Annotated in this window: 21 protein-coding genes and 1 pseudogene; 6 read left to right on the top strand and 16 right to left on the bottom strand. The window is 68.8% G+C overall.

Annotated features, from left to right (window positions below):
- Positions 1 to 2: 2 nt before the first annotated feature.
- From K2Y56_RS00390 to tsaD, 5 genes and pseudogenes are all read right to left on the bottom strand, one after another.
- Complete coding sequence (locus tag K2Y56_RS00390) at positions 3 to 419, bottom strand: EVE domain-containing protein (RefSeq protein WP_292503636.1); 417 nt, start codon at positions 417 to 419, stop codon at positions 3 to 5.
- A gap of 50 nt (positions 420 to 469) precedes the next feature.
- A complete protein-coding gene (locus K2Y56_RS00385; RefSeq protein ID WP_292503633.1) occupies positions 470 to 934 on the bottom strand; it encodes an opioid growth factor receptor-related protein in 465 nt (154 codons plus the stop codon).
- Complete coding sequence (locus tag K2Y56_RS00380; RefSeq protein ID WP_292503630.1) at positions 931 to 1920, bottom strand: NAD(P)H-dependent glycerol-3-phosphate dehydrogenase; 990 nt, start codon at positions 1918 to 1920, stop codon at positions 931 to 933. The genes K2Y56_RS00385 and K2Y56_RS00380 overlap by 4 nt, the downstream gene beginning before the upstream one ends.
- 54 nt (positions 1921 to 1974) lie before the next feature.
- Positions 1975 to 2274 (bottom strand): annotated as a pseudogene (locus K2Y56_RS00375) (N-acetyltransferase); the annotation flags it as partial.
- Positions 2271 to 3317, bottom strand: coding sequence for a tRNA (adenosine(37)-N6)-threonylcarbamoyltransferase complex transferase subunit TsaD (tsaD, locus tag K2Y56_RS00370; RefSeq protein WP_292503627.1), 1047 nt, complete (start codon positions 3315 to 3317; stop codon positions 2271 to 2273). The pseudogene K2Y56_RS00375 and the gene tsaD, both read right to left, overlap by 4 nt.
- 167 nt (positions 3318 to 3484) lie before the next feature.
- On the opposite strand from tsaD, the gene K2Y56_RS00365 reads away from it, so the two are divergent.
- From K2Y56_RS00365 to K2Y56_RS00350, 4 genes are all read left to right on the top strand, one after another.
- Positions 3485 to 4222 carry a uroporphyrinogen-III synthase gene (locus K2Y56_RS00365; protein WP_292503624.1) on the top strand — a complete coding sequence of 246 codons (738 nt, stop codon included), beginning with the start codon at positions 3485 to 3487 and terminating at the stop codon, positions 4220 to 4222.
- 202 nt (positions 4223 to 4424) lie between these two features.
- Positions 4425 to 6428, top strand: a complete 2004-nt coding sequence (locus tag K2Y56_RS00360; protein ID WP_292503622.1) for a translation initiation factor 2 — start codon at positions 4425 to 4427, stop codon at positions 6426 to 6428.
- Positions 6429 to 6578: 150 nt separating this feature from the next.
- Positions 6579 to 8132 (top strand): heme biosynthesis HemY N-terminal domain-containing protein, encoded by a 1554-nt coding sequence (locus tag K2Y56_RS00355; protein WP_292503620.1) that lies wholly within the window; start codon positions 6579 to 6581, stop codon positions 8130 to 8132.
- A gap of 148 nt (positions 8133 to 8280) precedes the next feature.
- Positions 8281 to 9405 (top strand): DUF2336 domain-containing protein, encoded by a 1125-nt coding sequence (locus K2Y56_RS00350; protein ID WP_292503617.1) that lies wholly within the window; start codon positions 8281 to 8283, stop codon positions 9403 to 9405.
- Between the two features lie 5 nt (positions 9406 to 9410).
- Here K2Y56_RS00350 and K2Y56_RS00345 read toward each other — a convergent pair whose 3' ends face one another.
- The 3 genes from K2Y56_RS00345 to K2Y56_RS00335 all read right to left on the bottom strand — a co-directional run bounded on the left by K2Y56_RS00345 (position 9411) and on the right by K2Y56_RS00335 (position 12458).
- Positions 9411 to 9752 carry a DUF1491 family protein gene (locus K2Y56_RS00345; RefSeq protein ID WP_292503615.1) on the bottom strand — a complete coding sequence of 114 codons (342 nt, stop codon included), beginning with the start codon at positions 9750 to 9752 and terminating at the stop codon, positions 9411 to 9413.
- A gap of 62 nt (positions 9753 to 9814) precedes the next feature.
- The gene (locus tag K2Y56_RS00340; protein ID WP_366847985.1) at positions 9815 to 10483 is read right to left on the bottom strand and encodes a peptidoglycan-binding domain-containing protein; all 669 of its coding nucleotides are present in this window, start codon (positions 10481 to 10483) and stop codon (positions 9815 to 9817) included.
- A 64-nt stretch (positions 10484 to 10547) separates the two neighbouring features.
- Positions 10548 to 12458, bottom strand: coding sequence for a cell wall metabolism sensor histidine kinase WalK (locus K2Y56_RS00335; protein ID WP_292503613.1), 1911 nt, complete (start codon positions 12456 to 12458; stop codon positions 10548 to 10550).
- A 336-nt stretch (positions 12459 to 12794) separates the two neighbouring features.
- Between K2Y56_RS00335 and K2Y56_RS00330 the strand changes: the two genes are divergently transcribed.
- A complete protein-coding gene (locus tag K2Y56_RS00330) occupies positions 12795 to 13082 on the top strand; it encodes a hypothetical protein (RefSeq protein WP_292503610.1) in 288 nt (95 codons plus the stop codon).
- Between the two features lie 123 nt (positions 13083 to 13205).
- The gene (locus K2Y56_RS00325; RefSeq protein ID WP_292503724.1) at positions 13206 to 14672 is read left to right on the top strand and encodes a L,D-transpeptidase family protein; all 1467 of its coding nucleotides are present in this window, start codon (positions 13206 to 13208) and stop codon (positions 14670 to 14672) included.
- Positions 14673 to 14703: 31 nt separating this feature from the next.
- On the opposite strand, the gene rfbA is transcribed toward K2Y56_RS00325, so the two are convergent.
- From rfbA to K2Y56_RS00285, 8 genes are all read right to left on the bottom strand, one after another.
- Positions 14704 to 15594: a glucose-1-phosphate thymidylyltransferase RfbA gene (gene rfbA / locus K2Y56_RS00320; protein ID WP_292503607.1), complete on the bottom strand. Its 891-nt coding sequence runs from the start codon at positions 15592 to 15594 to the stop codon at positions 14704 to 14706.
- Positions 15591 to 16493 carry a dTDP-4-dehydrorhamnose reductase gene (gene rfbD / locus K2Y56_RS00315; RefSeq protein WP_292503604.1) on the bottom strand — a complete coding sequence of 301 codons (903 nt, stop codon included), beginning with the start codon at positions 16491 to 16493 and terminating at the stop codon, positions 15591 to 15593. Before rfbD ends, rfbA begins: the two co-directional genes overlap by 4 nt.
- Positions 16494 to 16497: 4 nt before the next feature.
- Positions 16498 to 17565 carry a dTDP-glucose 4,6-dehydratase gene (gene rfbB / locus K2Y56_RS00310; protein ID WP_292503603.1) on the bottom strand — a complete coding sequence of 356 codons (1068 nt, stop codon included), beginning with the start codon at positions 17563 to 17565 and terminating at the stop codon, positions 16498 to 16500.
- A 173-nt stretch (positions 17566 to 17738) separates the two neighbouring features.
- Entirely contained in the window at positions 17739 to 21191 is a 3453-nt protein-coding gene (locus K2Y56_RS00305; RefSeq protein WP_292503600.1) for an SbcC/MukB-like Walker B domain-containing protein, read from the bottom strand.
- Positions 21192 to 21318: 127 nt separating this feature from the next.
- Positions 21319 to 22164, bottom strand: coding sequence for a DUF1206 domain-containing protein (locus K2Y56_RS00300; RefSeq protein WP_292503722.1), 846 nt, complete (start codon positions 22162 to 22164; stop codon positions 21319 to 21321).
- A gap of 199 nt (positions 22165 to 22363) precedes the next feature.
- On the bottom strand, positions 22364 to 22999 hold the full coding sequence (locus K2Y56_RS00295; protein ID WP_292503599.1) for a DUF4194 domain-containing protein: 636 nt from the start codon (positions 22997 to 22999) through the stop codon (positions 22364 to 22366).
- Between the two features lie 51 nt (positions 23000 to 23050).
- Entirely contained in the window at positions 23051 to 24682 is a 1632-nt protein-coding gene (locus K2Y56_RS00290; protein ID WP_292503597.1) for an ABC transporter substrate-binding protein, read from the bottom strand.
- Positions 24683 to 24858: 176 nt separating this feature from the next.
- Positions 24859 to 26235 carry a Wadjet anti-phage system protein JetA family protein gene (locus tag K2Y56_RS00285; protein WP_292503720.1) on the bottom strand — a complete coding sequence of 459 codons (1377 nt, stop codon included), beginning with the start codon at positions 26233 to 26235 and terminating at the stop codon, positions 24859 to 24861.
- Positions 26236 to 26372: the final 137 nt, after the last annotated feature.

The raw sequence follows: 26372 nt of genomic DNA, 5'->3' as shown, positions 1-26372 counted from the left end.
CGCTACTGCAGCCCGCCCATTTCGCGCACCAAGGTCCATTCCGCCTCGGTCACAGGCTGCACCGACAGGCGGCTGTTGTTGACGAGGACCATCTCGGCGAGCCGCGGCTCGGCCTTGATCGCCTGCAGCGTCACGGGTTTCGACAGCGGCTCGACGGCTTTGACATCGACCATCCCGAAACGTCCGGTCTCGTCGCTATCGTCCGGATAATACGGGCGGATCACCTCAACGATGCCGACTACGGCCTTGCCGTCGTTCGAATGGTAGAAGAAGCCGCGGTCGCCCACCTGCATCGCCTGGAGATGCAGCTTGGCGACGTGGTTGCGCACGCCGTTCCAATGCGTCCCGGCCTCGCCGGCCGCCACCTGCTGCTCCCAGGACCAGGTCGCGGGCTCGGACTTGTAGAGCCAGTACGCCATCGTGTTTCCTCCGCCGGTGACGCCCCTCCTAGCGGAAGCAAGCGTGGCCGTCAGGCCCCGTCGAGGGCGGCGCGCCAGTAGCGCAGGCTCTCGGGATTGATCGGGGATCCGACCTCCGCGTTGCGGGCAAGGACGAAGGCGTGGAAAGCCCGAGCCTCCTCATTCCCGACGAGGTCGCGGATCGCCGCGATGATGCGGCTGATGCGCAGGTGGTTGTGGTCGTAAGGGCGCAGCCAGCCGGTCGTATCGCCGTAGAACCCCCTCATCCGATCGACCGCAGCGAGCAGGCCGGCCTGCGCCTCTTCGTCGACTCGGATCGCCCCGGCTTCGGTGGCGCCGAGAACCGGCGCACCAGGTACCGCGCGGCTAGCCTCCGGCAGCGGGAAGCACCATTGAATGAAATCGTGGACGCCCTCGATATGGGCGTCGTCGAAGGCGAGGATGTCGGCGATGAGGCGCCCTGCCCCGTCGCGTCCTCGGCCAGAAAGGAAGTTGTGGATGCGCCCCGCGCTCATTCGGCCTCGCCCCTGAGGGGCCTCGCCAGCAAGGCGGCGATCACCGCCTCGATGCTGACCTGTCCCGAAACGACCGCCGCCACGGCCTCGGCCACGGGCATCTCGACGCCGCTGCGGCGGGCGAGGGCCACCAGGGCCGCGGCGGTGAAGGCCCCCTCCGCGAGTTTACCGCCGGACGCCTGTTCCGGCGACGCGCCTCGGCCGAGGCGTTCGCCGAAGGCAAAGTTGCGCGATTGCGGGGATGAGGCGGTGAGGACGAGATCGCCGAGTCCCGAGAGGCCCATCAGGGTCTCGGGCCGGCCGCCGAGGCTGCGGGCGAAACGCATGAGTTCGGCGAAGGCCCTGGCGATCAGGGCGGCGCGGGCGCTCTCGCCGAGGCCGCGCCCGGCGACGATACCGGAGGCGATGGCGAGCACGTTCTTGCCCGCTCCCCCGATCTCGACGCCGCGGACGTCGTCGGTGTGGTAGAGGCGAAGAGCCGGCCCCGACAGCGAGGCGGCGAGACGCGCGGCGAGGGCGGCATCGCCGGCTGCGAGGGTCACGGCGGTGGGCAATCCGCGGGCGACGTCGGCGGCGAAGCTCGGCCCCGAAAGGACGGCTACCGCCGTATCCGGCCCGAGGATGTCGGCCGCTACCGCGCTCATGAATGCGTCGCTCCCGCGCTCGATCCCTTTGGCGCAGAGGACAATCGAAGCCTCCGGGGAGAGGGATGGGCGGAGATCGCTGAGGACGCCTCGCAGGGTCTGAGCCGGGGTGACCATCAGGACGATGCCGGCGCGCGACAGAGCCGTCGCGTCGGCGGTGGCGCGGATGCGCTCGTTCAGCTTCACGCCTGGAAGATATCGGGCGTTCTCACGGGTCTGCTGCAGTCGCGCAGCCGCCTCGGCATCGCGCAGCCACAATGTAACCGGCCGGCCCGCTGAACCTGCCGCGTTGGCGAGCGCAGTGCCCCAGGCACCGCCTCCGATGACAGCAACGTCGTTCATCTTGCGTCAGGCTCCCAGATCACGCGAAGCGTCCGGCGGTGAGGTCCGGACGCGCTTGCCTCGCATGCGGAGGGAGCGGCGATTGAGGAAGGCGAGGTCGGCCCGGTCCGTCAACACCGCTTCGGCGAGGGCGACCGCGTCGGCGAGGCGGTCCGTCGGCATCGTGGCCCAGGCCGGCGGCGCGACGACCTCGCGCCAGGGCCGTCCGCAGGCGTTGTCGAGGAAGATGCGGGCAAAGCAATGGTCGAGGCGCACCGGCCAGTCCGGCCGCGAGGCCGCGGCTTCCGGCAGGCGCCGCCCGACGAGATCGCGCCAGACGCGGCGGATTTCCGCATCGTCCGAAACGACGCTCACGCCATGGCCGCCGCCGGCTCGGCGAAGGACCAGCGGGCGCGGGCCGGGGCGGTGAGGTCGTCGATGAGGCCGAGGCGCAGGCGCTCGATCCCCGCCCAGGCGATCATCGCGCCATTGTCCCCGCAGAGCGCCAGGGGCGGCGCCACGAAGGCGAGGCCGGCCTGGCCGGCTTCGGCCGCGAGGGCCCGCCGGATGGCGCCGTTGGCGGCGACGCCGCCGGCCGCGACGAGTGCGGTGGGATGGCCGGCGATACCGGCAAAATCGCGCATGGCCACCCGCAATCGGTCGACGACAACATCGACCACGGCCGCCTGGAAGCTGGCGCAAAGGTCGGCGATGTCGGCTTGAGTCAGGGGCGCAATCCGCTCTGCCTCGATTCTGAGCGCAGTCTTGAGGCCGGACAGGGAGAAGTTGGCCTCGCGCCGCCCCAGCATCGGGCGAGGCAGGGCGAAGCGCTCCGGATCGCCGGTTTCGGCCACGCGCTCGACCTCGGGTCCCCCGGGATAGCCAAGTCCGAGGAGCTTGGCGACCTTGTCGAAAGCCTCGCCGATGGCGTCGTCGATGGTGGTGCCGAGACGGACGTAATCGCCCACACCCTTCACCGCGACGAGCTGAGTATGCCCGCCGGAGGCGAGCAGCAGCAGGTATGGGAAAGCGACGCCATCGGTGAGCCGCGCAGTGAGCGCATGGGCTTCGAGGTGGTTCACGGCGAGGAGCGGCTTGCGGGTGACGAGGGAGAGGGTCTTGGCGGTCACGAGGCCGATGAGCACCCCTCCGATCAACCCCGGCCCCGCGGCCACCGCAATACCGTCCATTTGGGTCAGGGTGAGGCCGGCACGGTCGAGGGCACGGGCGATCAGCCGGTCGAGCACCTCGACATGGGCGCGTGCCGCGATTTCCGGAACGACGCCGCCATAGGCGGCATGTTCGGCGATCTGGCTCAGGATTTCGTTGGCGAGGATCCGGCCGCCGCCCTCCTCGCCGGGGGTGACGATGGCGACGGCGGTCTCGTCGCAGGTGGTCTCGATGCCGAGGACGATCATGGTCGCGCAGAGTCCCGTCCGGCTCGCTTTGGCCGGGCTTCCTTCTATCGCCCGAGGCGGCCCAAGGGCAACGCGGACCCGATGGTCCATGCGCGCTTGCCATCGCGCTTGCCATCGGCGAATCGGTTGAGCAGGCTCGCTCGCGTCAGAGATCGGTCGAGGACGGAATGAGGATCTGGATCGCGCGACCAGAGCCAGGCGCGACACGCACGGCCAAGCGGATCGCGGGTCTCGGCCATACGCCGATCGTGGGATCGATCTTTTCGCTGGTGCCGAGCGGAGACGTCCGTCCGGACGGACCATTCGACGGGCTGCTGCTGACGAGCGCAAATGCCGCAAACGGCGGAATAGGACCCGTCGATGCAGATCTCCCGACCTATTGCGTCGGGCAGAGCACGGCGCAGGCCGCGAAGGCGGCAGGATACAGGCGGGTGCTCGATGCCGATGGCGACGCCCTCGCTCTCGCCCGTCTCGTCCGAGACCGACTACCGCCCGGAAGCCGGCTCCTCCACTTCGCGGGCGCCGAACACAAACCTGAGCCTGCCGCCTCGCTCGCCGCGGCGGGTTACATCGTGACCGTCCATACGGCCTATGCGATGCAGCCGATTTCGGCGATCCCCGCTAGCGTGGCCGAGGCTTTCGATGCCCGGAGCCTCGCCGGCGCCCTCCACTATTCCCGCCGCGGCGCTGAGACGGCCTTGGCCTTGGCCGAAGCGGCAGGATATGGCGGAGCTTTCCGCGTGCTCACGCATTACTGCCTGTCTGATGATGTGGCAGCGCCCCTGGTCGCTGCCGGGTGCGTCAACCATGTGAAGGCGGATCGGCCGAGCGAGGATAGCCTCCTTCAGCTATTGCCGGCCGCAGATCGAGATACGGTCTCGCTCCTGCGTGGTTCGGGGTGCTAGGACGGCGAAAGAATCAGGACCGCACCCACTTGGCTGCCGTGCATATCGCGTCGGCGGGCAAGCCAGGAAAGCGGATGGCGGAAAGGGAGGAGAGTTCGTGAAACCACCCAGCAACGAGCCGAGCCGACCGGCATCCGGTGCCTCCACGCCGCAACCGACAAACGCAACTTCTGCGGCGCCCGATGGCAGCAAGGTTGAAGGCGTGAAGACTGAAAGCGACAAGGCCGCGTCTCCCGTCGCCCCCGCGAAGCCAGGTTCCGATCAGGTCAGGGCAGAAGCGGCTAAGCCCGAATCCGCAAAGTCTGAAGCTGCCGGTACGTCCGGTGCCGGGCCGACGGCGAAGCCGTCATCTACCAGCCCCGGCACGACGACCGGACCGACCAGCGCTCCTGCGGCGAAGCCGGATGCGTCGTCGCAGCCCACATCGAAGCCGGACCTCGCGAAACCGGACCTCGCAAAGTCCGGCGCGGCGGACGCATCGAAGGCGTCTGCCTCATCGACGGGCCGCACCGACGCTCCGAAGGTCGACCCATCGAAGGCAGAGACGCCCCGGTCGGCGGCGTTCGGTGCGTCGCCTTCCGGCACGCGCGGCGGCGAGGCGGCGACGGACGGCCCGATCATCGATCTCAAGGCGCGCCGGATGCCCGACAGCCCGGACAAGACGGCAACAGCTTCTTCTCCGACCGGTCCCAAAACCGGTGAGACCAAGCCGGGTGAATCCAGAAATACGGCGGCTACAGCGACGGCTTCCGGAGCCGGGACGACGAGCGCGAAGCCCGTCGAGACCGTTCCGACGGCATCTCAAAAGAATGGTGCCGGCTTCGGCTCGATTGCGGCGGCGGGCCTGCTCGGCGGCGTGATCGGTGCCGGCCTCCTCTTCGGCATCGAGCGCGCCGGCGTCCTCCCGAACCCGGCGGGCGATGTAGCGGGCCGGTTGGCGGCCCTCGACCAGAAGGTCGGCACGTTGCCGAACCGCGAGGAGCTGGCAAGCCTCGAAACCAGAATCAGCGGCAACGAGGCGGCTCTTAAACCGCTGCCCGAGGCGGTCCGTGCCGCCGACGCCGCGGCCCGCGACGCCCTGCAGAAGGCGGGTGCGGCACCGGCCAGCGGCGGAGCACCGGGAGAAGCCGCACCTGCGGCAGCCATTCCGGCAGATCTCGTGGCGCGGCTCGACAGCCTCGACCAGCGGGTATCCGCTCTGCAGGAGGAGCCTGGCCGCGACCAGAACGTGGATGCGAAGGCTCCCCTGTTTCAGGGAAATGGCGGCTCGCCAGATCAGGTCGCGAACCTCGACACTCGCCTCAAGGCCGTCGAGGTCAAGCTCGACGGCGCTGCTGCGCCCGCTGCACAGCCCGATCTCGGCCCGAAGCTGACTGCGCTCCAGGGCGAGGTCGAGAGTCGCACCAAGGCGAATGCCGACGCGGCGCAGTCTCTCAGCCAGAAGCTCGCGGCGCTTCAGGCGAATCTCGACGAGCGGGTTAAATCTGCGACCGAGGCGGTTCAGACCGCCACGGAAGCGAGTCGCCAAGCCGTCGATGCCAACAAGGCCCAGGCCGAGGAGACCGCGAGAGCGGTCGCGCGCCAGATCCAGGCGCAGGCGGACAAGATCGCGAGCCTCGACAAGGCGGTGTCGGAGCGGGCCGAAACCGGGACGGTGGAGGCGGCCCTGCGCGTCGTATCCGCCGATCGGATCACGACGGCCCTTTCCACTGGCGTGCCCTATGCCGACGCCCTGAACTCCCTGCGCAACCTTGAGCCGGGCGACCCGGCGCGCCTCAACGCCGTCGCTGCCTTCGCCGACAAGGGCTCACCGACGGCTCGCAGCCTCGCGACCGAGTTCCGGGCAATCTCCGAACGGATCGCGGCGAGCCGCAAGGCCGCCGAGGCACGTTCCCTTGCCGAGACGGGCAATGTCGGCCAGCGGCTGATGAGCATGGCGGAGTCCATCGTGCAGGTCCGCAAGGTCGATACCCCCGCGGCGGCGAAGGCCGAAGGGCCCGATCCGCTCGTCGAGGTCCAGGCAGCCCTCGACCGCGGCGCCATCGCCGAGGCCGCCAAGGCTTTCGCGGCTCTGCCCGATAACCTCAGGAGCGAGGCTGGGGATTTCGGCACCAAGCTGCAGTCGCGGGCAGTGGCCGGGGAGGCGGCGCAGGCGCTGCTCTCCGACGCGTTCAAAGGCCTCTCGGTGCCGGCACGAAGCCGTTGACCGACATTCACTCACGTCGATCTCCTGCAGAATCCTCCGATCGGAGGCTCTGCGGCGGGTGGCTCGTCCTGTCGGGGCTGCGTGCATCCCCATCTTCCGATACAAGCGTCGTCCGCGTCAGCGGCACCGCATCCAGGAGTTCTTGATCCCATGTGGCGCGCCCTCGCCTTCCTGGCCCTTCTTGCGCTCGCTGCCTTCGGCGCGGTGTGGATCGCAGACCGTCCCGGCTCGGTCACCATCGTCTGGAACGGCTACGAGGTCGCGACGAGCCTCGCCATCGCGCTGATCGGCGTTCTGATCGCCGCCATCCTCATCGGCTTCGTCTGGGCGATCGTGCGCGGGCTCATCACGCTGCCCGACAACCTCGTCCGCGGCTCGCGTGAACGGCGCCGGGCCAAGGGCTACTCGGCCCTCTCGCGCGGCATGGTCGCGGTGGGCTCGGGCGATCCGCTCGCGGCGAAACGCCATGCCGGCGACGCCGAGCGGCTGCTGGGGGCCGAGCCCCTGGCTCTCCTTCTGAAGGCGCAGGCGGCGCAGATCTCGGGGGACCGCGACGCCGCGGAGCAGGCCTTCCAGCGCATGGTGGATGACCCCGAGACGCGCGTGCTCGGCCTGCGTGGGCTCTTCGTTGAAGCACGCCGCCGATCCGACGAGACGGCGGCCCGCGCCTACGCCATGGAGGCCGCCCGGCTCGCTCCCAGCGTGACCTGGGCCAACGAGGCTGTGCTCGAGGCCCAGTGCGCCGACGGCGACTGGAGTGCAGCCACAGAAACTGTCGAGCGACGCGCCGCCCTCGGCCTCGTCGACAAGTCGACCTCGCGGCGCCAGCGCGCGGTGCTGCTCACCGCAGCGGCCCAGACGCGCGAAGCGGGCGAGCCGGATGCGGCGACCGAGCGGGTGCTGCGCGCCGTGAAGCTTGCCCCGGAACTGGTGCCGGCGGCAGCTCTGGCGGGACGACTTCTGGCGCGTCGCGGCGACCTCAAGAAGGCCGCCAAGATCGTCGAGGCGGCTTGGCGGGCAAACCCGCACCCGGACCTTGCCAAAACCTATCTCAACCTGCGCACTGGCGATTCGGTACGTGACCGGATGGCACGCGCCGAGACGCTGGCACGGATCTCGTCATGGAACCCGGAGGCTCGCCTCGCCGTGTCCCAGGCCGCCTTCGACGCGAAGGACTTCGCCAAGGCCCGCGAAGCACTCAGCCCCCTCCTGGCAGACCAGCCGACGGTGCGCGCCTGCCTCGCCATGGCGCGGATCGAGGAAGCGGAACACGGTGCGTCATCCGGCCGTGCCCGAGAGTGGCTGTCGCGGGCGACGCGCGCACGACGCGATCCACTCTGGATCGCCGACGGGATCGCCTCCGAGACGTGGAGCCCGGTCTCGCCGGTGACGGGCCGCCTCGACGCCTTTGTCTGGAAGACCCCGACCGACGTCATTGCTCCACCGAGCCAGTCCGACGAAGAGCATTCGGCGGAAGCCGAGCCTGAGGCGCCGGTTCAGATCGCTGCTGCGCCACTCCCCGTACAGAACCCAGTCCCAGCTCAGCCCGTGCCTGCCCAGAAAAGTGATGGCGTGAATTCGCATATCACGGGACCGATGGTGGCCGGCGCCGTGACGCCAGTCGTCATGCCTTTGCCGGCGACCTCCAACCAGGGCGGGATCAGCAAGGCCAGCGATATGCCGAAGACGACGACGGCCGCCTGACCGCGACGATCGTTCAATCACCCTCGGCCCGCCTTCAAGCCGTTCGGGTTGATGCAGGGCGGGACGGCACATCCAGGAGGTGCTTAAAGGTCGATTCACGTTACCGGTCTACGAAAGAAGACTGTGAGTTCTGCGTGATCGAAGTGCCATGCCGCCATCCCTCGACGATGCGCCCGATCTCTCCGGGTTGATCGAACTGTCGCGGGTCGAACATCTCGACCTGAAGCCGGTGATCCTCCGAGTCCAGACCGACCTCTTCGTCTCGTCGAAGGTTCGCGACCTACGCACCGTCGAGGCGTTCGAAGCCCTGGCAGGCGGCCTGATTCCGATCGTCGACGAACCCACCGCCGAGGCTGTCGCCCGCAAGCTCGCTTCATTCCCTGAGACCCCGCCCTCGATCCTGGCACGGCTTGCGGCACGCGGCGGTGCGAGCCGGGACATCGTGATCGCCGCGGCACCGGTGCTGACGGCCGAGATCATAGAACTGGCTCTGGCCGACGGCTGCGATATCGGCCCCGCCATCGCCGCGCGTTCAGATCTGACCCGGCACGTGCTCGCTGACCTCTCCAGCCGCGGCCTTCCGGAGATCGACCGGGCGCTCGCCGCCAATCCGCGGGCCCACTTGGCCGGCGACGTCCTGCGCAACCTGATCGCCCGCGCCCGTCTCGACCCGGACCTCGCAGCCCGTCTCCTAGGCCGTGACGATGTGGCGCCAGCCGATCTGGCGCCGCTGTTCCTGTTCGCCTCCGAGGCTCAGCGTGAAGCCATCACGGCTGCGGTTTCGGCCACGGCGGCCCTCCGCCCCTGTCCACCGCCGCCCCGCGAGGCTGGAACGATCCTCACCGGCCTGTCCGGCCGACGCGACGTCGCAGGCTTCGTTGGAGCGCTCGGGGACCTCGTCGGCCTCCCCCAAGGCTTCCTCGGCACCGTGCAGGACCCATCCAGACGCTACGAGCTCCTCACTCTGGCTCTGCGCGCGGCCGGCCTGCACGAAGAGGAAGCCGTCTACATCTTCCTGACCCTCAACGAGACGGTCGCCCGCTCGGTCGATCGGGTCTTCGATCTCGTGAGATTGTTCCGGACGACCACCCGCCCGGCAGCGCGCGATCTCATCGCCTCGATCATCAACCGCCCGTTGCCGGAACGGAATGCCGCGGGCGAGGCCCACCAGGCCTACCAGGCGCCCGATGCGACCTTGCGCTCACGACCTGGCATGGCCGAGCGCCCGCCTCTCCGACCCGCTCTACCGGCAGCGGCGCGCCGGCAATCCTGACAGCCTCACACGGCGAGGTCGAGCCGGTGGCGACCCTCGCGGTCGTCGATCTCGATGATCCAGAGGTCGGAATCGAACCGGATCTCGCTGGCGATCCGTGCTTCTACGTCCGGCGGCGAGGCGGCGGTGAGGAGCGCGGAGAAGCGTCGTTCACCGGCAGATTCAGCATCGATGAGCGATTGCGGGGCCGGGCCATAGAGGTCGGCCGTTCCGTCGAGGCGATCGACCTTGACGAAAATCGAACCCGCCTCCGGGGAGCCCCGCCGGCGCTGGACGGCGGCGATCCCTTCGACGCCGAGGCGGCGCAGGTGGGCTGAGACCCAAAAATCGGAGCGCAGGCGTGCCATCGTCGCCCCTATAGCATCTCCGGCCGGCCTATGACGCCCGCGGCCGGCGACCTCATCGCTGCCTATCCGCGCGGCATCGCGGCGCGGGCGGCGAGTTCGCTCATGGTGCGACCGGTCGGCTCACCCTTCACCGGGAGCTTGCGGTCGCGCTCGAACTTGGCGATCGCCGCGCGGGTGCCCGCGCCGAGCACGCCATCGGTCTTCAGCGGGCCGTAGCCGAGCTTCACCAGGGCGCGCTGCGCCTTTGCAACCACCTCGTCGGCGCTCGGGGACTTCGGTGTCACGGAAGCCGTAGTGTCTCCCGGGCGGGCCGGCTCGGCGGCCTTGATGAGTTCGCCGATGGCGTCCTTGGAGGCAGGACGCGGAGTCTCGGTCCTCGCGGACTTCGTCTCTACCGACGCGGGCTCCGCGTTAGCCGCCTTACGCGGCAGCGTCACAGGCGCAGGGCGAGGGTTCAGGTTGGCGAGGATGGGCGCGGGGTGACGCCCCTTCTGCGAGCCGAGCGCGTTGATCGACACCGCCCCGGCCGCGCTGACGGCAACGAGGATCGCGAGGATCTCGCCCGGACGGCGCCGGCACAAAGCCGCCCCGGCGCTTGCCACGGCGAGGCCCGCGCTCCAGACGCCACGATCGGCGACGCCCGAGGCGGGACGACCCCGTCTCGACGGCCGGGCGTCCGACGGGATGGTGATCTCGCGCTGATCGCGCCTCGCGGCCGGCTCGCGCATCATGATGTCGTCCTGAATGGTCGCTTGGGAGAAGGGCTGCCGAGGTCCTGGTGGCGGCGCGGATTTCTCATGCGCTCAGCCGCGCCGGAACGTAGCTCTCACGGACTGGCTCGGAGACCGCATCGAACAGGCCCACGGGCCGCCACATGGCCACCGTCGCCACCTTTGCGGGCGGGACGGCGCTGCTCCCGGACCTGGAGCGGCGGGGCCCGGTACGGATCGGGGTCGGGGCGCCCTCGTTGCGTGAGCGGCGGCAATCGAGCGGCAGGGTCACGGTCACGGTGGTCCCGCTGCCGACGGTGCTCTCGATGGTGATGTCGCCGCCGTGAAGCCCGACGAGCCCCTGCACGACGGAGAGGCCAAGGCCTGTTCCCTCATGGGCACGGCGATATCCGTCGCCGGCCTGGAAGAACGGATCGACGACGCGCGGCAGATCGTCCGCGGCGATCCCGATGCCGCTATCGGCGACGACGAGGTGGAAGCTATCTCGCGAGCGGTAGGCGGCAACTTCGACGCGGCCGCCCGCTTGCGTGAACTTCACGGCGTTCGAAAGCAGGTTGATCAGCACCTGACGGCAAGCGCGAGGATCGGCAGTGATCTCGAGGGACGCGGGCACACCCTCGCGGGCAAGGACCACTCCGGCTTCGTCTGCTTTGAGCTGCATCAGGTCGCAGCAGGTCTGGATCATGGCGCCGATGTCGAGGCTCTCCGGAGCATAGTCGAAATGGCCGCTCTGGATGCGCGACATGTCGAGAAGCGTATTCACCACCTCGAGGAGGTGCTGGCCGGAATCCCCGATGATCGTCGCGTATTCCCGGCTGCGCTCGGGATCGAGGGCGACGGCGCCCTCTCCTGCCAGGACCTGCGAGAACCCGATGATGGCATTGAGCGGCGTGCGCAACTCGTGGCTCACCGTGGCGAGGAAGCGGCTCTTGACCTCGTCGGCCCGCTCGGCCTCGGCGCGGGCGCGTTCGAGCTCGGCCGCGTGGCGGCTCTGCTCGGTGACATCGCGGGTGACCGCCACGACCGTGGACCCCTCGACCCCACTGCTGCGACTCTCGATCCGATGCGCACGCATCTCGGCGACGATCACACCGGGCGAGCCCTCCGCGCGGATGGCGGCGCTGTCGAGATGCAGGCGGAACCGGACGGTGGTCGGGACTCCGTGCGCCGCCACGTCGCTGAGCGTCTGGAGCAAGGCAGGCCGGTCGCCGACATGGACGCGTTCGAGAAGGCCATGGCCGCGCAGGCGGACCGCGTCGGCGCCGACGAACTTGGAGGCCGAGGCGCTCGCTTCAAGGACGCGGCCGTTGAGGTCGTGCCATGTCACGAGGTCGTCTATCGCGGAGAGCAGCATGCGATCGCGCAGTTCGTTGTCCCTTGCCTTCGCACGCCACCGGTTCTCCTGGCGGATGTGATCGATGACCTGAGCGGCGATGTGCCCGATCGCGGTAATGACGAACACCGGCATCGCGAGCTTGCTCGACCATTCGATGACCGGTGAGCTCAAGGTCCAGGCCGGTGCCAGGGCAATGATGAGCGCGCTGACGGCCGCAATCACCGCTGCGGCGAACGTTGCCCGGCGTGAGCCGGACACGACGGCTTCGAGCGGGATCGCCACGAGCCAGATCGCGGCTGCAGACGTGGCCCCTCCGGTCATCAGGGCAATGCAGACGACGAGACCGGCGAGACCCGCCGAAGAGATCGCGTGTGCGATCCAGAGAATGCCGGTCCGGGACAGCAAGGCTGCGGCGCAGACCGGGAGCAGCAGGCTCGCGATCGCCATCGCCTCGATCCCGCTGGGCACACCGCGCCAGAGCAGGAATGGCGGCAAGGCCACCATCATCACCGCGCCGGTGGCGAGCCGTGAGACCAGGAAACGCTCGTGCCGAAACCGAACGCTGGCATCGTCATACACCGACTCGTGCACGAGGCCGACAAGACGCGCATCGATCTGAGATGCCAGGGCACTGTACATACGCAATACCGACACGCACAGCGCGAAGACACCTTACGGCAGCTCCGACGCCCCTTTGTTCGCCTCGAACTCGACTGGCTCCAACCGTCGCAGACCGGACTTAAGCGAGTCTTGCCACACCACCAGGCGATGTTCCGGGATGCTTTCCAGAGAATGACCAAGCCTTTGAATAGGCAGGTTTCGTTTCGGGGCAAACTTTTACGACATGAGCGAACGACGCATGAGATTTACCATCTCGCAGTATTTTCTGCGGGGACTCAGCCTGCTTTAGGGATGTCGGGGGACATTGCAGCGCGAGCCAGCACAACCGCAGGGCAGAGCGTTTCGGACCGGGCCATGTCGTTTCTCGTTCGTGCGGCGCTGGTGATCGGCGCGCTCTCCTACTTCGCGTCAACCCGCGACCAGCCCGGCGCCAGTCTGCGCCCGACCGACGGGGGGCCGATGGCGGCCCTGCCCGCAATCTGGGATGCGCTGCCCTCGGACATCCGCGCTCGCGCGATCAGCGAGGCGACGTCGCAGGCCGGACGGCAGATCGCGGATATGTCGATGCTTCCGGCCTCCGGCGACACTCTGGCCGAGTCCGATCGCAAGCCTGGCTGGCGCGGCTCGAACTCTCGCCGATAGATCGGCCGGCACCGGGCACGATCGCGGGATAAGGGCTGGCCTGCAGCAGATTGGTAACCATCGCTGCGCATCCTCCGGCGGGTTCGATCATCGAGGGCTGCTCCCGTGTCGTCGCGTCGCTTCATGTTCCTTGGCCGCCGCCGACGTCGGTCGCTTGCGATCTCCGCACCGCTCTCGCTCCTTCTCGGCCTGACCGGGGCGGCCGCCGCGCAGGACGTGGCATCGCCACCGCCGAAGGCGATTGTGCCGGCGGCGACCGCAACGACCACCGTGCCTACGACCGCCGCTCCGGAGATGCCGGCCTCAGAGACGGCATCGATGCCGGCGGTGAAGAAATCGCGCGAGCTGCCACCCCTCGTCATCGCCAAGGTCTCGGACGACCCGGTGCCGACGCTCTCGGCCTCGACCTTCCTCGACACGCTGAAGATGGCCGAGCGCTACCAGGGCATCGTCGATGCGGGCGGCTGGGCGTCGCTTCCAGCCGGCCTCGTCGTCAAGCCAGGTGGCCGAGATCCTTTAATCCTGGTTCTTCGCCGGCATCTCATGCTCGTGGGAGACCTTCCCGCCGATGCGCCGGTTTCGGACCAGCTCGACTCCGCTTTGGTGGCGGCGGTGAAGTCCTTCCAGGCCCGCCACGGCCTTCCCGAGACCGGCCTCGTCGGTCGGCAGACCGTAGCGGCGCTCAACGTTCCCGCGGCCACTCGCCAGCGCCAGCTCGCGGCATCCGCGGCTCGGCAGCTCGGCTCCACCTTCGCGTTCAGTGACCGCTACGTCGTGGTGAACATTCCCTCCGCAACGGTTGAGGCGGTGGAGCGGGGCAGCGTGGTTCGCCGCTACGTCGCGGTGGTCGGAAAGCCCGACAAAGCGACGCCGCGGATCGAGGCGCGGATCACCGACGTGAACCTCAACCCGACCTGGACTGTCCCGGTCTCCATCATCAAGAAGGAGATCATCCCGCGGATGCGCAAGGACCCGGGCTATCTCGCGCGCGAGCGCATCCGCATCCTCGGACCGGGCGGCGTCGAGGTCGAGCCGACGGCGATCGACTGGGCGAGCGAGAAGGCGGCGACCTATACGCTGCGCCAGGATTCAGGCCTCGACAACTCGCTCGGCCAAGTACGCATCGACATGCCGAACCGTCAGGCGGTCTACATGCACGACACGCCGTCGAAATCGCTGTTTGCCCGCGACGTGCGGTTCCATTCCCATGGCTGCGTGCGGGTGGCTCAGGTGAAGGAGCTCGCCGGCTGGCTCCTGGAAGGAGCCCAGGGTCCGAACGGTCCGGGATCGAGCTGGGGACCGATCGAGATCGAGACCAGCATCGCGACGAACGAGCGCGTGGACATCAAGCTGCCCAAGCAGGTCCCGGTCACCTTCGTCTACCTGACGGGCTACGCCACCCCCGACGGCCGCGCCCACTTTCGCGACGACATCTACGGGATCGACAGCCCGAGCAGCGCGACGTCATCGGCAGATGTGGCGGCCACCGGCTCGGTGACGACGCGGCCCAAGACCGTCGCGCCGGTGACGCCCCCAGTGAAACCGGCGCCTGCCGTCAAGGCCGTGCCTGCCCCGGCGCCGGCGCTATGATCCTCACCCCTCGGCCGAGGGAGCATCCGCCTCAGTACCCGGCGTCCTTCGGATGCTCCTCCCGTGCGAGCCTCAGGAGGTTCTGTCCGTAGGCGGTCTTCTTGTAGAGCTCGCCATGGGCCACGAGCTGCGCCTTGTCGATAAAGCCCTGCAGGTAGGCGATCTCTTCGAGACAGGCGACCTGCAGCCCCTGGCGGTTCTGGAGCGTGCGGACGAACTCGGAGGCTTCGAGCAGGCTGTCATGGGTGCCGGTGTCGAGCCAAGCATAGCCGCGGGACATCTTCTCGACATGGAGCTGGCCCCGATCAAGATAGGCCTGGTTGACGCTGGTGATCTCGAGCTCCCCCCGCGCAGAGGGCGTCACCGCGGCAGCGATGTCGAGGACCTGGTTGTCGTAGAAGTACAAGCCCGTCACCGCCCAGGGGCTCTCGGGCTCGGGCGGCTTCTCGACGAGGCGGACCGGGCGGCCCTCCTTGTCCAGGGTGACCACGCCATAGGCCTGCGGATTCTCGACATGATAAGCGAAGACCGTGGCGCCGGTGCCGCGGGTCCGCGCCTTCTTCAACAGATTGGTCATGCCGGAACCGAAGAACAGGTTGTCGCCGAGCACGAGAGCGACGTCGTCGGTCCCGATGAAGTCGCGGCCGATGATGAAGGCCTGGGCCAGACCCTCCGGGCGCGGCTGCAGCGCATACGAGAACGAGAGCCCGAACTGCTCGCCGGTGCCGAACAGGCGCTTGTAGTTGTCGAGGTGCTCAGGTGACGAGATGATCAGGATCTCGCGGATGCCCGCCAGCATCAGCACCGAGACCGGGTAGTAGATCATCGGCTTGTCGTAGACCGGCAGGAGCTGCTTGTTGATCGACAGGGTCGCCGGGTGCAGGCGCGTGCCCGAGCCGCCGGCCAGTACGATGCCCTTCATGGCGTGTCTCCCTGTCTGACCGGCCCGACGAGCCGATCGAGGATGTCGTCGAGGGCCGCCTCCCACGGGCGGGGCCTGATGCCGTAGGAATCCGTCAGGCTCTGCGTCGAGAGCCGCGAATTGGCCGGGCGCCGGGCCGGGGTCGGGTAGGCGCTGGTCGGGATGCCGGTAACGGGAACCAGACGCCCTCCCCTCGCGGCCGAGCCGGCCACGATGGCCCTGGCAAAGCCGCACCAGGTGGTGGCGCCACCGTTGACGCAGTGGAACGTGCCCGTCGGCGCCGTCTCGTCGCCAGCGAGGCGAAGCGCGATAGTCGCGAGCGTCGAAGCCAAATCGGCGGCGCTGGTCGGGCAGCCGTGCTGGTCGTCGACCACGGTGAGCGCCTCGCGCTCGGCGGAGAGCCGCAGCATCGTCTTGACGAAGTTGCCCCGGTGCGGGCTCACCACCCAGGCGGTGCGGACAATGGCGTGGCGCGGGTTGGCGGTGCGGACGGCCATCTCGCCGGCCGCCTTGCTGGCGCCGTAGACGCTCCTCGGGGCGATCGCAGCGTCAGGCTCGTAGGCGTCGTCCGCCATGCCGTCGAAGACGTAGTCCGTCGAGACATGGACAAGGGGAATGCCCCGCTTGGCGGTCTCGGCGGCGAGGTAGGCGGGCGCCAGGGCGTTGAGGCGCCAGGCCGCCGCGACCTCGCTCTCGGCCTTGTCGACGGCAGTGTAGGCAGCCGCGTTGATCACCGCGGACCAGGGCCGCTCCCCGACCATGCTGGCAACAGACGCCTCGTCGGTGATGTCGAGGGCGTGACGGTCCGGCGTGTGCAAGGCGGTGCCCGCGGGCCAGAGACTCGCGACCTGCAGCTCCCTGCCGACCTGTCCGGCCCCGCCGAGGATCAGGATGTCCATGCGCTCAAGGTGCCTCCGCCGAGGCAGAACCGAGCCCGAGGCGCTCGCCCGAGTAGCGGCCCTCGCGGATCGGGCGCCACCAGGCCTCGTTGTCGAGGTACCACCGCACCGTCTCTTCCAGCGCCTCCTCGAAGACCTTGGTCGGAACCCAGCCGACCTCCGCCTCCGCCTTCGAGGGGTCGATGGCGTAGCGCCTGTCGTGGCCGGGACGGTCGGTGACGTAGGTGATCAGCCGCTCGTGCGGAGCATGACCCGGCCGAAGCCGATCGAAGGCGGCGCACAGGCCCTTCACCACGGCGAGGTTGCTGCGAACCGAGCGCCCGCCGAGGAGGTAGGTCTGCCCAAGCCGCCCGCGCTCCAAGACGGCGACGAGGCCGCGTGCGTGATCCTCGACATGGATCCAGTCGCGCTCGTTCAGGCCGTCGCCGTAGACTGGCAGGTCCTTGCCCTCGAGCGCGTTGAGGATCATCAGCGGGATCAGCTTCTCGGGGAAGTGGCGCGGCCCGTAATTGTTCGAGCAGTTGGTGATCAACACCGGCAGGCCGTATGTCTCGTGCCAGGCCCGCGCCAGATGGTCGGACGCCGCCTTCGAGGCCGAATAGGGCGAGCGCGGATCGTAGCGGCTCTCCTCGGTGAAGAACCCGTCCGGCGGCAGCGAGCCGTAGACCTCGTCGGTGGAGACGTGGAGGAAGCGGAACGCCTCGCGCTCAGGCCCGATCAGCCCTTCGTAATGGCCCCGCGCCGCATCGAGCATGACCTGGGTGCCGATGACGTTCGTGCGGATGAAGGCGCCCGGATCGGTGATCGAGCGGTCGACATGGCTCTCGGCGGCCAGATGCATCACCGCCTGCGGCCGGAACTCGGCGAAGGCCGCGCGCACGGCCGGCGCATCGCAGATGTCGGCCTCGACGAGGCGGTGGCGCGGGTTGTCGCCAAGCCCGGCGAGCGAAATCGGGTTGGCCGCATAGGTCAGCGCATCGAGGGTGAGCACCTCATGGCCGAGATCCTCGACGAAATGCAGCACGAGGGCAGAGCCGATGAAGCCGCAGCCGCCCGTCACCAGAATGCGCATGGCTCAACCTCCTTATCGGTCCCGTCGCGGCGGCACCCGCTTCAACGAACCATCAGGGCGAGCCTCGAAGAGACACCGCCGACGCGCCTCGCCTCTAGAGTGGACCACACATCGAGGCAACCTAGATGGAACCCTGGCACCCGCTGTGCCGCCGACGATGGCAGCGCTTACGGTCATTCCGCGGCGTCACTCGCCTCGAACCCCGCGATCCCGATACGCTCTGGGTTGATCGCCGCCAGCGCCCGCTTGGCCGCCTCGAGGGGATGCTCTGACTCGATCCTGACCGAGGCGAGATCCGGGCTTTTATAGACGGTCACGATGGTGTCCATCACCTCCGTCAGCGTGGTGCGCTTGTCTTCGGGAGCAGCGATAAGGAGCTGCAGGCCCCAAGCCTGGTAAAGGTCGACCAGCGCCTGGGAGTTGCGCACGTCGAGCTTGGAAAATGCCTCGTCGAGGAGGCAGAGGCCGAGCCCCGGATTCTCGTCGCCAGGCCGGTCGCCGGGATAGTAGGCCGAGGCTAGGGACGCCGCGATGGCGACGTAGAACGGGGCCTGCGCCTCGCCGCCGGAGCCGCGCAAGGCCCGGTTCGACATGGTGGTGCGGTTGCCGGCCCTATCCTTCATCCCGATCTCGTAGACGAAGTAGTTGCGGTAATCGGCGAGCCGCGCCGCGCTCTCCTCACCCGCGATCAGCGCAGAGATCTCACCGATCGCAGCCGAAAGCGGTCCGTCGGCTGCGGCGCCGGCTTCCGGCAGGATCGCCTGGGCCGCGTCGGGAGAGCGGGCGACCTCGGTGGCGAGGGCATGGACGGCGGCGTAGCGCCGGTCGACCGCTGCCTCGAAGGCGTAGGTCTGTCCTGTGAAAGTCTGGGTCGAGAGCCGTTCGTTGAGGGCGTCGAGGCGGGAGCGGACCCGCTCGAACTTGTCGGCGAGCCGGGTCAGCAGGTCCTCGATCATCAGCCGGCGCATCTCGCCTTCGGCCCGCACGGCCTGATCGCGATAGCGGCGCAGCTCATGGCCGGCGACCTCATCATGGGCACGGGCGACCCAGGAATAGCCGAAGGAGGCCGGGACGTCACCGCGCCCGAGCGGATTCTCGACCCGCCACTGCGCGCAATATTCGGCGAGATCGCGCTCGGCGGCACGGCCCTGCTGGCGGGCCGTCTCCATCGCCTCGCGAGCGGCGTTGCGGGCGGCATTGGCGAGGGCGCCGAGATCCTTCGCGTCGAGCCCGGCGGCATCGGCCCGGGCCTTGGCGACGGCTGACGGATCGAAACCCTCGGGCTTGACCAGGCGGATGCGCACGGAATCGCCGCCGGTCCAGCGGGCATGGGCGCTGCGCCTCGCCGAGAGTGCCGCGCGAGCGGCCTCCCGGGCCGTGGCGACCTTGGCCTTCAGCCCCGCCTCCTCGCCGAGCAGCGCGTCGCGCTTGGGCTCGAGCACCTGTACCAACTCGGTGAGATAGGCCGAGCGCTCCTTCTGCAACTCCTTGATCTCGGCATCGAGAGCGCCGGTATCGGCCTTCTCGACCGCCTCGCGCTCGGTTGTGAGGCTGCGGCGGCGGCCCTCGATGGCGTCGGCTTCCTCGCGCAGGGCAGCGATGTCGAGGCCGGTCTCGGCGAGACGCACGCGCAGCAAGGCCGCGCTGCGGGCGGCCTCTCGCAGCACCAGCGCCTCCGACCGCAGCCGGCGTGCCTCGGCGACGGCGTGTTCCAGGTTCTGCCGCCCCTCGGCGGTGGGGCCGCGGCTGCCGCGCGTCATCATCAGCTGGACCGGGCGAACCACGGAGTAAGCCATGCCGGAGGTCGAGCGGCCGCTCGGCGCCACGGCGCGGCTCATATGGCCGAGAGCGGCATCGTTGGGTGCGAGGTCGAAGCCGCCGAGCCGAGCCGCGAGGAAGGCCTCGGCATGGGGGTCGCTGGTCTCGATCAGCGAGAGAGGCCCGTCGTCGAAACGCCCGCCGCGGCGCCTTGCGGTGTCGGTCGTCTTGACGAGGAGGCAGCGGTAGAACTGGCTCTTGCGGGCTTCGAGATGGCCGAAGGCCTGGTTGAGCCGATCGGGCTGGACGACGAGAGCCTCGCGGGCGCCGCCAAGGAGGCCCTCCAGGGCCGGGCCCCATTTCGGATCGACGATCTCGGCGAGCTCGCAGATAGGCACCGCCTCGATCCCGAGCCGGGCGAGCTCGTCGCGAAAACCCGCGGTGTCGGACGACAGGCGCCCGGTCTGGGATCGGCCCCCGGCAAAATCGGCCGAGAGGGCCTGAGCCTCCTTCTCCTGAGCTCTGGCACGCAGGGCCATGTCCTCGGCCGCGGTGTCGAGGGGCGTGGCTAGGTCGGGCAGACCCGCGAGGGCCGAGACGAGGCGCGCGAGGGGGCCGTCGGAGCGCAGGCTCTCGTCGGGAGGCGCGTCCCGGCGCAGGCCGGAACGGGCACAGGCCTCGACGAGGCGCGCCGCTTCCGGATCGACCCGCCTGACCTCGCCGATCACCGCCGAGAGTTTCCCGGTCTCCAGCACGAGCCCGACGAGATCGGCGACGCGGGCGGCGAGGTCGCGCCGCTCGCGCGACAGCATGGCCAGGCCGGCATCGGAGGCGGCGAGCCGCCCGCCCCCGGCGCCTGCGACGACGATCGCCTTCTTGGTGGCGATCTCGCCGTCGATCTCCCGAACGAAGCCCTGACTGGTGGCGACGCTGTCGCGGGCGATGCGCAGGCGCTCGCTTACCTCGGCGAGCTTGGTCCGGGCGCTCGACCATTCGAGGATACGCCGGCGCAGGTCGGCACCGGCCGCGCGCAGCTCGTCCAGGGCGGCCGACAGGCTTGCCTCGGCCCATGTCTCGTACCGGTTGAGGATACGGCGCAGGTGCGAGAGCCGCCGCTCCAGTTCCTCGATGGTCTCGAGAAGGCGGCGCCAGTTCTCCACCGATTGGCGGATGCGCGCGACGTCGAGGGGCTCGGGCTCGAGCACGAAGGACCGCACGAAGGCGGAAGAATCGAAGATCGGCTTGAAGGCGACGGCATTGGAGAAGGTGCGCAGAAAGTGGCGCGGTTCCGGTGCCGGCGCGCCTTCGCGCAGAAGCGCCAGCACCTCGGCGGTGAAGCGCTCGCCCGAGGAGCGAAACTCCTCGAACCGGTCGGATGCGAGCCGCAGGTCCTTGGCGATCTCGGGCCAGGGCGCGACGAAGCTGCCCTCCGGCGTCTCGCGGACATAGTCGCCGATTTCGAAGCGGTGTCCCTCGGTGATGAAGCGCGACAGGGTGGTCTCGCGGCTGTCCTCGGCGCGGGCGGCGAGCGCCAGCCCCACCGAGATGGTGCGGCCCGAGGCCTCGTTCTCGAAGACGAGGACGATCAGCGTCTCGCAGGCCTCGCGGGTCGGGCGGCCACCCTCGGCGGGGTCGCTGATCCAGCCGAGGCAGTAGTCGCGCACCGTGCGTGCGCTGCGGCCCGAGGCGGAGGCGTTGAGCGCGAGCCGGCTGGCATTGTTGCCGGCGAGCACAGTCCCGACCGCATCGAAGATCGTCGACTTGCCCGCTCCCGTCGGCCCGACCAAGGCGGTCGCCCCCCGGATCCGGATCTGCTCGCGCCGGATCAGGTACCAGTTGGACAGGGCGATATCGGTGAGGCGGTACACTCCGAAGGTCCGGCGGTCCTGGTGGATAGCCGGCCAGTTGCATCGACTCGGGTGGCCGGCGCAAGCCGGATCGAAGCAACGGACGGGGACAAGGCTGCTTGGCGGTTGGGCCGGCTGACCGGCTTTCTCACCGTCCCGGCAACGAGGCCGCCGCGCTTTTCAGGGCAGCCTTTCCATCGGCCATGTCGGGAGCGTCGATATGGCGATAGCGGGCCTGGACGAAGCTGAAGAGGCCGAATGCGAACAGGCCTGCCGCAGTCAGCGCCAGCAGCACCCAGCCGAACGGTTGGCTGCGGATGAAGACGAGAGATTCGCCCAGACCTTTCACATCCGAAGACCGGCTGTGGATCGCCGCCACGACGAGGAAGGCGCCGATCAAAGCAAACACGACGCCGCGCGCCGCGAAGCCAAGGCGACCCAGTGGAACGGCCCAGGATGCGGCTCCGCCAGGAAGGACGAGGTGCTTGACGACGTCGCCCGACCAACCCTTGCGGAGGAAGCCCAGGCCGATCCCGATCAGGACGAGTCCGACGAGGCCGGTGAGCCATTGCCCGAACGGCTGGCCGAGCAGCCAAGCGGTCCAATCCTGTGCGGCCCTATCGTCCCCGCTCGATCGGCCGATGCCCAGGGCAAGTTGCCCGGCACTGAGCGCCAGCGCCGCATTGACGACCCCGCTGATCGCATGCGCCGCCCGGACGGCCAGCCCCTTGGCGGAGCGGCCATGGCGATCGGCATCGGTGGCAGCCTCGATGATCCGCCAGACGGCGAAGCAGAGGAGACCTACCGCGATGAGCCCGAGCCAGATCCGCCCGAAGGGTTGCGTGAGAAGGGTCGTCAGTGCCGACTTGCTGCCCGCCGTCTGACCGCCGCTGCCGATGGCGGCAAGAACCGCGAGCCCGCCGACGAGGCAATAGACTGCTCCCCGCGCGCCGTAGCCGAGTCGGGCGATGTGTTCGAGCGTCGGCGAATTCATGCGAAGCAAAGGAGGTCTCCCGGAACACGCGCGGGCCCGAAGCGATCGCTCCGAGCTGGCCGGGAATGCCCGCGAACGTCAGCGCTTTTGTCCAACCGCCTCAGACAGGGCACGGCGCACTGCGAGACGAAGCACCGATCTCCGCAGGAGCCCGGGCGGTTGAAACGGATGCAGGCGCGGGGGCGTTCCCGGCTGCCGGTCAGCCCTCGTCCTCGCCCCTCGCAGCTGCCCAGGCGCGGACCTGCTCCATCCAGGCGTCGGGCGAGAGCACGGCTATGCCCGGCAGGATCATCAGTGGCGTGATCTTGTCGAGTTTGTCACGCTCGCCGAGCCGCACGGCGCCCTTGCGGGCGAACAGCCGCAGGATCTCGGTGAGCCGCGTTTCCTCGGGCGGGTCGCTTCGGGCGGCGGTACGGATCGAGTCGGCGACGTCGTCGGTGGTGCATTCGACGACCCCGTCCGTGGTCACGCGGTGGTCGCGAAGCCCCTCCTCGTAAGCGAGGCGCAGGGCGAGCAGCACAAGTGTCTCGTCCTTGCGCAGGCGCTCGGTCTGGCTGTCGTGGCGCACGCCCTCGGGCGGAACCCGGAGGAACACCATCTGGTCGCGGTGCGAGACCTCGAAACCGTAGCCGAGACAGGCGAAATAGGCCTGGAAGAACGGAGCGTAATGCCGGGCGATCTCGTAGGACCGGCCGATACCGGGCGTGCCGGCATAGACGCACTGGCTCTTCAGAAGCACTTGCAGGGCGCGGGTGAGTTCATCCTCCCCGGGCGCGCGTGCGCCGGGAGGAGGAGGTTCCTCGCCGTCGACGATGGCGCGGAAGGATTCGAGCATGACGGCCGGTCGGTTCGCCTCTGACCGGCCCCTATCGCACGAGCCGAGACGTCACGACAGCGTGGTCAGGTCCTGGAACCAATGCTGCGCCTGGGTGTAGCCCTTCACTTTCGGCGACATCGCGCGGGAATTGGTGTCGTGCACCACCCAGACCTGGACGGCGTCATCGACCACGATCTCGTGGATGCGGGCGAGCATCGCGTCCTGTTCCTTTGAGTCGAGGCTCTGCTTGATCTTGTCGCAGAGCGCGTCGACCTCCGGATTGCGGTAGTGGCTCCAGTTCACGCCGTTCGGGGCGATCTGCTTCGAATCGTAGAAGCGCAGGAACGCATAGAACGGATCGGAGGTGACGTAGGCGATGTTGGCGCCGGTGACCCCCTTCAGGCTCGGGTCGGCAGCGCCCTGGCGCCAGGCCGTGTAGGCGACCTCCTGCTCGACGGTGCGGAAATCGACGGCGATGCCGATTTCGGCCCAGCTCTGCTGGATGAACTCGTTGATGGGCAGAGACAGCATCTGACCGGTGCCGCCGGTCGGAATGATGAAAGTCGTCTTGAGAGGGTTCTGCTGCGAATAGCCGGCATCCTTCACGAGCTTGCGCGCGGCGTCGATATCGTAGCCGAGCTTGAAAGTCGGCTTGCCGAACCACGGGCTCGAGGGCTGTATCTGACCCTGGGCCGGGGTCGCGAGACCGCCCATCAGGGTCGCGACGCCCTCGCGGTCGATGGCGAGGTTGGCGGCCTTGCGCAGGCGCAGGTCGCGCCACGGGCTGCCTTCCAGCATCGAGAGGTGGTAGTTCCAGACATGCGGCGTGTCGTTGCCGCTCACCCTCATGCCGGCGGCCTTGAGGCGCGGCACGGAATCGGGGGCCGGCAGCTCGATCAGGTCGACGCTGCCGCTGAGGAGCGAGTTCACCCGCGACAGGTCTTCTGGCAGGCAGCTCAGGATCAGCTTCGAGAGCTTCGGCGCGCGCTTCGGGTTCCAGTACGCCTCGTTGGGCACGAGCTCGGCACGAACGCGAGGCGTCAGTCCCGCGAGCTTGTAGGGGCCCGTACCCGACGGTTCGAAAGCGAACTTCGCCCAGTCGCGCCCGACCTTCTCGAACTGTGCGGGGGACGAGATCAGGAACCACAGCATCTGATAGGGAAAGAGGGAATCGACCGACTTCGTCGTGACCTGCACGGTCATGCCGTCGAGCTTCTTGTACGAGGCCACCGAAGGCAGGCGCGGGCGCACCTGGGCTGCCTGGCGCTGGTCGAAATGCGCGGCTTCCTTGTTGAGGACCTTGTCGAAGTTCCAGATCACCGCGTCGGCGTCGAGCATCGAGCCGTCGTGGAATTTCACGCCGTCGCGAAGCTTGAAGATCCAGTTCTTGCGGTCGGCGGGGTCGCTCTCCCAGGATGTGGCAAGGCCGGGCACGAGTTTGCCGGGGCGGTCGGCGACGTCCATCTCCCAGGCGACCAGCGGATCGTAGAGCGTGAAGCCGGTGAACTGGTATCCGCCGGCGCCGCGATCGGGCTGACCGGTGGTGAGCGGCAAATCGCTCATTGAGATGCCGTAGTTCAGGGTGCCGGCTGGCCGACCGGCCTGAGCCCGAGCGTCCGTGGAACGGAACGACGGACCGAGAGTAGCCAGGGCCGCGCCGCCCCCGAGCATGGCACGGCGGGTCAGGGACACATGATCCATCGGCGGTTTACCCCATCCGGTTTGAAAGCGAAGCTGTATGCACTTTCACTGCGGAGAAAGTCGTTTTCTGTAAAGTGGAAACAATGGGCGCCGTAGAGCACCGATTAGGCAGAATGCTCGGTCTCTCGGCACCCGGGGGAAAACCGGTCGAATGTGGTCATCGCTCGCCGCTCGATTTAGCGGGGCGCGCGCTCGACGAGAAAGTCCGGGCAGTCGAGCCAGCCGTTCGAGACGCGGCTTCCGAGCTGCGACAGACGGTAGCGACCGGCCAGCGCCCCATCGAACAGCACGTCGATCTCGCGCAGGCGCTGGTAGACGATGAAATCGTCCACATCCTCGACGGAAATCTGCGAGCCGCGGATCGCGTCGGCGCGGCCGAGCCGGTCCTCGACGAAAGCGACGATTCGCTCCGGCGTCACCGCCACGCGCTGGCGAAACGCATCCTTCGCCGCGATGAACGCCTCGATCGCCGGATCGAGGGCGATCTCCGGCAGCGGCTCTGACAGGATCGGGCGACGGCCGAGGCGCGGCGCGTAGAAATGCGGCTCGCCGATCGGCGGGCGCAGCAGCGAGACCTGCGGGGCGGGGGCGTCGTCCAACCCCTCGACGGCGCCGAATGCGCGCAAGGCCGCGGCCGTCCGCTCGATACGGTCTGAGTCGCGATGGTCCATGTATCGGAGCGCTGCCGCGATCCTGCGTTCCAGCCGGGCGACGATGTCGGCGACCGCATCGAGATGACGGTCGAGCCCTTCGAAGACGCTGAGGATTTCGGCAAGATCTCCACGAACGGCCCGCTCGGCGGAAGCGAGGTCGAGGGCCCGTCCCTCGCGCAGGCCGGCCTCCGCCAGCGCCCGGATCGTCAGGGCATCGCGCAACGCCTGGCCGGCCTCGCGGACGATGCCGGAGCGGAAGCGGAACGGGTTCAGCCTCGTGTGAAGGGTGCGGTAGTCGCTGACGAGATGGCGGGCGACGAACTCGTCGAAATAGAGCCGGAAGGCCGCGCGCTGGTCATCCTCGCGAAGGATCCGCTCCTCGACCTTGCGCATGGAGCCGGCGAGACTGCGAAGATGACTCATGAAGGCGCGCGAGGCCTTGGCGGCATTGACGAGGGCCTCTGAGCGGTCGGCGGGGTTCGCGATAGCGCTCTCGAGGCTACCGAGCACCTCCAGAACCGCACCGCCATAGGAGCGGGTCTCCCCGCGGTCGAGGCGCGCCAGTTCCTCGATGAGGATGCGCGCCTCGGGATCGAACTCGACCACCGGGACGTAGCGCTCGCGCCGCTCGACGAGCCAGCCCGCATCGAGGAGGCGCCGGTAGATCGCGGACCGGCGCTCGACCGGATCGACGGGCGTGGTCTCGTCGTCGGCGATATCGATCTGGCTGAAGGTCGAAGCGAAGTCGCCGATCTCCGCGATAAGCTCACCCTTTCGCAAGGGCTCGGCGACATCGGCGAAGACGCGCGCGTGGAGATGCAGCAGAAGGGCCGCGTTGAAGGCCCGGCTCGGCGAGGCGAGCGGCCGGAACAGGTCGTCGGAGAGGCGGGTGAACAGCATTCCGCGGGCAGGACAGCCCGCGCTGAGCGCCAAGTCAACGGGTCTGATCCCGCGGCCTGGTCGGCCGGCCGCTTTTGCTGGACCGGCCCTCGCTCTGCATCACCCCTTGCCCTTTCCGCCGGCAGTTCACGGACCAT

This window comes from Methylobacterium sp. (assembly GCF_019745455.1).
Taxonomy (GTDB): Bacteria; Pseudomonadota; Alphaproteobacteria; order Rhizobiales; family Beijerinckiaceae; genus Methylobacterium.
The sequence above is the reverse complement of the archived record's forward strand: the minus strand, read 5'-3'. Positions and strand labels throughout refer to the sequence as shown.

Coding starts and splice junctions, on each gene's coding strand:
- K2Y56_RS00390 (WP_292503636.1), bottom strand. CDS start 419: ATGGCGTACTGGCTCTACAAGTCCGAGCCCGCGACCTGGTCCTGGGAG.
- K2Y56_RS00385 (WP_292503633.1), bottom strand. CDS start 934: ATGAGCGCGGGGCGCATCCACAACTTCCTTTCTGGCCGAGGACGCGAC.
- K2Y56_RS00380 (WP_292503630.1), bottom strand. CDS start 1,920: ATGAACGACGTTGCTGTCATCGGAGGCGGTGCCTGGGGCACTGCGCTC.
- tsaD (WP_292503627.1), bottom strand. CDS start 3,317: ATGATCGTCCTCGGCATCGAGACCACCTGCGACGAGACCGCCGTCGCC.
- K2Y56_RS00365 (WP_292503624.1), top strand. CDS start 3,485: ATGAGGATCTGGATCGCGCGACCAGAGCCAGGCGCGACACGCACGGCC.
- K2Y56_RS00355 (WP_292503620.1), top strand. CDS start 6,579: ATGTGGCGCGCCCTCGCCTTCCTGGCCCTTCTTGCGCTCGCTGCCTTC.
- K2Y56_RS00350 (WP_292503617.1), top strand. CDS start 8,281: ATGCCGCCATCCCTCGACGATGCGCCCGATCTCTCCGGGTTGATCGAA.
- K2Y56_RS00345 (WP_292503615.1), bottom strand. CDS start 9,752: ATGGCACGCCTGCGCTCCGATTTTTGGGTCTCAGCCCACCTGCGCCGC.
- K2Y56_RS00340 (WP_366847985.1), bottom strand. CDS start 10,483: ATGATGCGCGAGCCGGCCGCGAGGCGCGATCAGCGCGAGATCACCATC.
- K2Y56_RS00335 (WP_292503613.1), bottom strand. CDS start 12,458: ATGTACAGTGCCCTGGCATCTCAGATCGATGCGCGTCTTGTCGGCCTC.
- K2Y56_RS00330 (WP_292503610.1), top strand. CDS start 12,795: ATGTCGTTTCTCGTTCGTGCGGCGCTGGTGATCGGCGCGCTCTCCTAC.
- K2Y56_RS00325 (WP_292503724.1), top strand. CDS start 13,206: ATGTTCCTTGGCCGCCGCCGACGTCGGTCGCTTGCGATCTCCGCACCG.
- rfbA (WP_292503607.1), bottom strand. CDS start 15,594: ATGAAGGGCATCGTACTGGCCGGCGGCTCGGGCACGCGCCTGCACCCG.
- rfbD (WP_292503604.1), bottom strand. CDS start 16,493: ATGGACATCCTGATCCTCGGCGGGGCCGGACAGGTCGGCAGGGAGCTG.
- rfbB (WP_292503603.1), bottom strand. CDS start 17,565: ATGCGCATTCTGGTGACGGGCGGCTGCGGCTTCATCGGCTCTGCCCTC.
- K2Y56_RS00300 (WP_292503722.1), bottom strand. CDS start 22,164: ATGAATTCGCCGACGCTCGAACACATCGCCCGACTCGGCTACGGCGCG.
- K2Y56_RS00295 (WP_292503599.1), bottom strand. CDS start 22,999: ATGCTCGAATCCTTCCGCGCCATCGTCGACGGCGAGGAACCTCCTCCT.
- K2Y56_RS00290 (WP_292503597.1), bottom strand. CDS start 24,682: ATGGATCATGTGTCCCTGACCCGCCGTGCCATGCTCGGGGGCGGCGCG.
- K2Y56_RS00285 (WP_292503720.1), bottom strand. CDS start 26,235: ATGCTGTTCACCCGCCTCTCCGACGACCTGTTCCGGCCGCTCGCCTCG.